At 51.1% G+C, this 6,860-nt stretch carries 7 protein-coding genes; 6 read left to right on the top strand and 1 reads right to left on the bottom strand.

The window, feature by feature from the left end; genetic code table 11:
- On the bottom strand, window positions 1-1,680 hold the full coding sequence (locus Q0294_RS14625) for a hypothetical protein (protein ID WP_299466870.1): 1,680 nt from the start codon (window positions 1,678-1,680) through the stop codon (window positions 1-3).
- A gap of 123 nt (window positions 1,681-1,803) precedes the next feature.
- Between Q0294_RS14625 and Q0294_RS14630 the strand changes: the two genes are divergently transcribed.
- The 6 genes from Q0294_RS14630 (at window position 1,804) to Q0294_RS14655 (ending at window position 6,650) form a co-directional block, all read left to right on the top strand.
- Entirely contained in the window at window positions 1,804-2,373 is a 570-nt protein-coding gene (locus tag Q0294_RS14630; protein ID WP_299466874.1) for a M50 family metallopeptidase, read from the top strand.
- A 79-nt stretch (window positions 2,374-2,452) separates the two neighbouring features.
- Entirely contained in the window at window positions 2,453-3,433 is a 981-nt protein-coding gene (locus Q0294_RS14635; RefSeq protein WP_299466877.1) for an alpha/beta hydrolase, read from the top strand.
- Between the two features lie 100 nt (window positions 3,434-3,533).
- A complete protein-coding gene (locus Q0294_RS14640; protein ID WP_299466880.1) occupies window positions 3,534-3,986 on the top strand; it encodes a carboxymuconolactone decarboxylase family protein in 453 nt (150 codons plus the stop codon).
- 172 nt (window positions 3,987-4,158) lie between these two features.
- The gene (locus Q0294_RS14645; RefSeq protein ID WP_299466883.1) at window positions 4,159-4,824 is read left to right on the top strand and encodes a GAP family protein; all 666 of its coding nucleotides are present in this window, start codon (window positions 4,159-4,161) and stop codon (window positions 4,822-4,824) included.
- A 184-nt stretch (window positions 4,825-5,008) separates the two neighbouring features.
- Window positions 5,009-5,680, top strand: a complete 672-nt coding sequence (locus Q0294_RS14650; RefSeq protein ID WP_299466886.1) for a DUF4190 domain-containing protein — start codon at window positions 5,009-5,011, stop codon at window positions 5,678-5,680.
- A 145-nt stretch (window positions 5,681-5,825) separates the two neighbouring features.
- Window positions 5,826-6,650 (top strand): hypothetical protein, encoded by an 825-nt coding sequence (locus tag Q0294_RS14655; RefSeq protein ID WP_299466889.1) that lies wholly within the window; start codon window positions 5,826-5,828, stop codon window positions 6,648-6,650.
- The last annotated feature ends 210 nt before the right edge of the window (window positions 6,651-6,860 follow it).

The raw sequence follows: 6,860 nt of genomic DNA on the forward strand, positions 1-6,860 counted from the left end.
TTATTCTGGTTCCTGTGGCTGAATCAGTGGGACAGGTTTTGCGGAGGACTTCTTTGCGGCTGCTTTCGCGGGAACACGATGCACGACCAGAGTGCCGGAACGAAATGCGATTGGCAGATTCCAGGGATATTGTGTTTGCAACTGCTTCGGGAAAGCGGGGGGATGACTGTTGATGCCCGCCGGGCCGATTTCTCTGGCCTGGTTGACGAGTAATCCGGCTGACATCAGATTGGTTAAAACAAACCGCTGCGGGCTTTTCTGCAACGCTTGTTTGATCAGTGGTCCTTTGGAAGGAAAGTAGGTGGCATGCGTGTTGAGATAGACATAGCGGGTCGAAGGTTCCAGATTGAGATCACGATAGAGGTGCACCAAATCGTTGCTGTAACAAGTCACTTCATAGTTGCCCGCCTGTTGTTGTTTTAAAAAATCGCCGACCCGTTCCAGATCCTGCCAGTCGGGGTAGGGGATCTGTGCGAGTTGATTACGGATTTCATTTGTGCTGCCTTGTCTGATGCAGTCGGCCCAGAGCCTGAGATGGGCCGGTTTGGTAACCGGAGAAAGAACCAGAGCCAGGATCACAAAACCGCCTGCGAGCACTTTGTAACCAAGCGAAATACGGTCGGAACAATGAACTCGAAGTGTCAGAAACGCGATGCCCAGCAGTAGCGGGGGCAGATGAATATAATCATAGGGATGTTGTAATAAGACGACCTGCAGACACCAAGCGAGATAAAGGGTCGCCAGTAAACGCAGGCGCATGATTTCGGGGCGCGCGGGGTCGGGATATTTTTTGAAGAGCGATCTGACTGCCATCGGAATCGCGACGAGATGGACGAGCCAGTACGGAAACAGCCGCGCCAGCAGATTAATGATCAGCGTTTTATTCCACAGAGAGTTTCCGGCGGCCAGATATTCACGATTCCATTCCAGCTGCATTTCCAGAAACCAAGGCCACGTTTTAGTGGAGATGAGCCACCCAATTCCCAGAAGACCGACGATGAGACCACCTGTGATTAATCCCGCCAGATCCTTGAGCGTCTGGCGGCGCGTTGATAACAGGAGCAGCCCGCAGATCCAGACCGCCAGTGCGGGAATCACGAGGTGCGGTTTGAGCCAGACGCCAGCGCCCCAGACGAGGCCTTCCAGCAGGGCGTGAAAATAAATCGATTTTGATGACGCCGTTGCGTTTTTCATTCGCTGTAATTGCGCGTATCTCAAACTGAGACCTGTGACCGCCGGGATGAGCAGCCACACATCGCGCTGCACATGACACCATTCCGAAACGGAATAATACGTGAGTACTAACACAAAGCTGAGTTGAAAGCGGGCCGCCGAAACGAATCGGGCCAGTAAAATCACGTTAAACGAAAACAGAACGAGATCAAAGCAGCGCAGTGCCCCGGTGCTCCAGCCAAACAGAGAGCGGACTCCCATGTGAATCCAGACCACGCCCGGGAAATTCGGCTCGACCATGTCACGATACATGATGCCCCCGTTGAGCACCGTTCGCGCCTGGATGTCGTAATAAGAAACATCATTTGTGACCGGCATGCAGATCAACTGAGGGGTTGCAGCAATGACCAGCAGAATCAGAGCCAGAAGTGCCGGAAGGGAAGAACGCGACCCGTGCGGTAGAGCGGGAATCATGGCGGCGGGCGTTTCAGGGGATGCGATGGACATGATTTTGATCAGAGGCGTATGACTGTTATACTGGGATGTAAAAACGGCTGGTCGATTGTCAGTTTTCATCCTAAACAGGCAGGCAGGCCAATCACCAGACTTTTTTGTCAGGCTGTTACCAGAATGTCACGATTTTACCAGCTTCTGTACTGCATTTCGCTATTATCCGGCTGCTGGCTGATGATGATGGGCGTGCATGAACTGGGGCACGTGATTGGTGGCCTGCTGACAGGGGGGATTGTTTCGCACATTGTGTTACATCCCTTGACGATTTCGCGTACTGATCTGTCTGCGAATCCGTATCCAGCAATTGTGGTCTGGGCCGGCCCCATGCTGGGTGTTCTACTTCCGTTAGTCTTACTGCCAATGGCGTGCATGCTGCGCTGGTCGCAGGCACCGCTGGTCCAATTCTTTGCCGGTTTCTGCCTGATTGCCAATGGTGCCTATATCGCCGGCGGTGCGCTGGAAGGGATTGGTGATTGTGGCGTGATGCGTCAAACAGGAACGCCCTTGTGGGTGATGTGGGGTTTTGGATTACTGACGGTGCCCGCCGGTTTCTGGCTCTGGCATCGGCTGGGCTCTTTGCGGGACTGGTGGCGTCACCCGGATCGTATTTCGACGCAGACGGCCTGGACGGCATTTTTAATTTTGATCGGGCTGGTTGTGCTGATGGTTGTTTTTTCTTCGCGATAACGGTTTCCGATTTGCTCGTGGGATGTGTTTTCTGGTATCGTGGATTCAGACCGAAATCATTTTTTCAGGAGAACAACGAATGCCAGCCGGGATGAATCGTCGTGAGATGTTGGGAGTGTGTGCCGCTGGGGCGGCTGCATTGTGTCTGCCTGCGATCAGCAGTGCGAAGCCGCCCAAAACGAAAGTCAAAACATTTACCTATAAGACGGTTGGCAATCTCGAGATCAAAGCCGACGTGCATCGGGCCGACGATAACAAGATGCGTCCTGTGATGGTCTGGTTTCATGGCGGCGCGCTGATTGTTGGTCATCGGGGGGGCGTGAGTGGTCGTGTGTTGAAGGATATGCTGGGCGCCGGTTATACCGTGGTTTCATTTGATTACCGCCTGGCGCCGGAAACAAAACTGCCGGAAATCATTGCCGACCTGGAAGACGGATTTACCTGGTTGCATGAAAAAGGGCCGGAGCTGTTCAATGTGGACACGAGCAAGGTGGCAGTATCCGGCGGGTCGGCGGGGGGCTGCCTGACGATGATCGCCGGCTATCGGGCGAAGCCGCGGCCGACCGTGCTGGTGCCGTACTGGGGTTACGGCGACTTGATCGGAGACTGGATCGGCAAACCGAGCCCGCATGAACGTCATCAAACAAAATTGACAAAGGAAGAAGCATACCGACAGGTGGGCGATGGTCTGATTGCCGATTCGCGGGAGAGTAAAAAAGATCGGGGTGCCTTCTATCAGTATTGTCGCCAGCAGGGAATCTGGCCGAAAGCGGTTGCCGGCTGGGATCATCAACGCGAGCCGGAAAAGTTCTATCCTTACATGACGCTTAAGAACGTCACGAAAGAGTATCCCCCCACGCTAATGGTGCATGGCACCAAAGACACCGATGTGCCTTACGAACAGTCGACGTTGATGGCAGAACAACTCAAACTGCACGGCGTCGAGCACGAACTGGTGACGATTCCCGGAGCCGAACACGGACTGGCGGGGGGCGATCCGAAGCTGATTGACGACGCTTATCAGCGGGCGTTTGAGTTTATGCACGAACGGATGCGGTAAATTTGTCACGACAGTCTGGTCGAGAAAAAGTTTTTCCCCGTATTGAGATCCAAGAACATTGTTATTCCGTTTTCAACACAGGATTAATATTGAGTGAGGTATGGAAAAACGAGTGGTTCTGAGTAAAGTGGCACCGGAGTTATATCAGACCGTCCTGGATCTGGAGAGCGCGACGAATGAGTATGTGCTGTCCGCGGGTATCACGGCTGGTTTCTCACATCTGTTGCGATTGCGCGCGTCTCAACTGAATCAGTGTGCGTTTTGTGTCCGCATGCATACGCGCGATGCGCTGTCGAGCGGGGAATCCAGTGATCGGATCAGCGTGTTACCTGCCTGGCGGGAGACAGACTATTTCAACGACAAGGAACGGGCATCGCTGACGCTGTGCGAAGCCGTGACTTTGATTGCAGAGGGACAGATTCCCGCTACGGTTTACGAACAGGCCGCGGAGGTATTGTCGGAAGCAGAGATTTCCGCAGTCGAATGGCTGAGTGTGGTGATCAATGCCTGGAACCGGATCGCCATTGCAAGCCGGTATCCGGTGAAGGGGTAGCAGTGAGTGTGTACCGTGCGGAACGGATTACATAGAAAAATAGTTGAACGACAAAAAACAGACTCATGTTTTGAGCGGAGTTGGTCGAGAGGTTCATAGTACGTCTGCTGTTTCAGGCAGGCAGCCGTCAGCCGGACGTGTGTGGTTTTGGACTTCAACAGGATGTGAGTTTATGTTTGAACTTTGGATGACTCTGATTCCAATTCTGGTTGCGGATCTCGTGAATCCTGTTTTGTTCGCCTTCCTGGTTTATGCGGCGGGTACCAATCGTCCTGTTGTGAATAGCTGCGCTGTTCTGCTGGGTCATACTCTGGCCTATTATGTGGCAGGGTTGGTGATCGCGATTGGGATTGAACAGATTTCCGATCACTTGTCGAATCCGCAACAGATTGATTACATCATCGGTTTTGTGATTGGTCTGATTCTACTCTGGGTTGGTTTCCTGTCCTGGAAAAAAGAAAAAATAGAACAGGCGGAAGAGAGTCGCTCGTTAACGCCCCTGATGGCGGTCGGCTTAGGTGCTGTAGTCAGTTTTATGGGCCTGCCCTTTGCGCTCCCTTACTTCGCTGCCCTGGATCAGATTCTCAAAGCCGACCTGACGCCGATGTCGGCGCTGGGCGTGCTGGCGGGATACAATGTTTTATATGCACTTCCGTTTGCGCTGGTTCCTGTCCTGACGGTAACTTCAGGTCAAAAGAGCCAGCAGATTTTACGAAAAATCAATGAGTGGCTGGAACGGGTCAGCAATTTCCTCATGCCGATTTTGCTGGCTCTGGTCGGGCTGGCGCTGATTGTTGATTCGCTGATTTATTTTGTGACCGGGTACGAAATGTTTTAATCGATGCATTTCCTGACTTGTCGTGTAAGATAGAGAGGTTTGATTAAACAATCGCTGGATTGATTTCACTGGCGTCCCTGTTGTTTCTGAGAATAGGAAAATGAATCAATCTGACTCTCCGGAAAACATTCCATGTCTGCGATGTGATGATTCGCTAAAGTACGTAGAAGAACCTGTTTCCAGAATGAGTCAAGCTGGTGGAGTAGTAGCCGAGCGGCTTCCCTTGAAAGAAGACGTTTTCGGCTATTCACCGATTTCACTGTTGGCTATCGCGTCAGCAGGGCTGGGCATGTTCTGTATTCTGGGAATTGTGTTTCCCTGGCTCGCGTTGTTTGCAGTTCCAGGTGTCATACTGGGTTTCGTTGCGCTAAAGTCGATTCGTCGCTATGAACTCCAAGGTCAGATACTGGCGCGACTGGGGATCTGTCTTTCACTGATCTTTGGCATTCTCACGCCGATCTGGTACCAGATCCAAGTTCGTTCTGAAACGCTGCCCGGTTACACACGTGTCAATTTTGCCGCCATCATGCAGGACAGAGAAAACTCCGAACAGAAGCTGGCGGCACTGGTGGGAAAGCAAGTTTGTTTGAAGGGATATGCACTCCCCCGCAGGGATCTCCAATTGAACGAATTTCAGATGGGTTACGCGCGGCCTGACTCATCCTTCGGATGGAAGCCTGATCCTGAAAAGACACTCATGGTTCAATTGCCCGAAGGGAAATCCTGGAAGTGGCATTATGATCCGATTGCTGTCTCAGGGACATTGGTTCGAAATCCAGATGCAGAATCCAATTCGGATGCCCCCGGATTTAAACTGGTTCAAAGTGAAGTTTTGAAAGCGTTTGTCTTTCCCTAAATTCAAAAAGTTGGACAGCCTGAAAGGTGGTTGTTGAGAACCATGCCAGCGACTACTGTGTCCTTGTCATAGGGGAGTGGGATTACGAAATACAGTGCCAGGATTGGTGTAGGCAAGATAAACTTTTCCTTAGAGTTGACCATTTATGACTGCAAAATCATTTCCAGCGCGCGTGCATATTATAATCGCCCGGGACAATCCTTATGCGATAGTGATTCGGCGGGGACCGGCAAAGAAGACGTGTATCCTGGGTTGGGACCGAAGTCAGAATACATTTACAGTCGGTCAATGGCTTAAAGGCCGGATTTATGAGCGGCGGGCTGATCTTTCACCTGATGGAACACACTGGATCTATTTCGCAATGAACGGAATATGGAATTCTGAAACAAAGGGTTCCTGGACGGCGATTGCGAAGACCCCCTACCTCAAAGCCCTGGATCTGATGGGAAAAGGTGACACTTATTTGGGAGGCGGATTATTTATCGATAATCGGACCTACTGGCTTAACGGTGAACACGATGATCTGAAGTCGTCAGGAGAATTCAGGCAAGGAGAGCCCGATGTGAATTTACGATATTATGGTGGTGAATGTCTTTCTGTGTATTACCCTCGCCTGGAACGCGATGGATGGATCATGCGGAGTACCACAGTGGGAGAAATAAAATATAAAGGCACGTTGTTTGAAAAGGAACTGGCCGAAGGTTGGAAACTGATCAAAGTTTGCCTTTCCGGTGGCCCTTCTGAAGGAAGAGGTTGTTACTGGGACGAACATTTGCTCGTTCAGGCCGAGGGAACAATTGACCCTTATCCGAGCTGGGAATGGGCGGATTGGGTTGATGAAACGATCTGTTATGTTGAGCGGGGCTGTCTGTATCGAATCAATATTATGAGTTCGGATCTGCTTGGTGAAGCAAAACTGTTGCACGATTTTAATGGATACAAGTTTGAGACCAAGATCGCGCCTTATTGATGATCGATTACATTAACGAGACTTTGCTAGAATTGATGATTCAAAATGTCTTTTTGTCGCACTACTAATGAAACTGATCAATGGAGAAAATTTTGTCGTGGTCATGAAACCTTGATCGATCAATTGTCACGGCTTACTCCACTTTTCTTCTCGTCCTCAAATTTTGACGAGTTTCTCCAGACCGGTTGGTATCAAAGTGATGAGCAACCG

The organism is uncultured Gimesia sp. (genome assembly GCF_937919775.1).
GTDB lineage: Bacteria > Planctomycetota > Planctomycetia > Planctomycetales > Planctomycetaceae > Gimesia.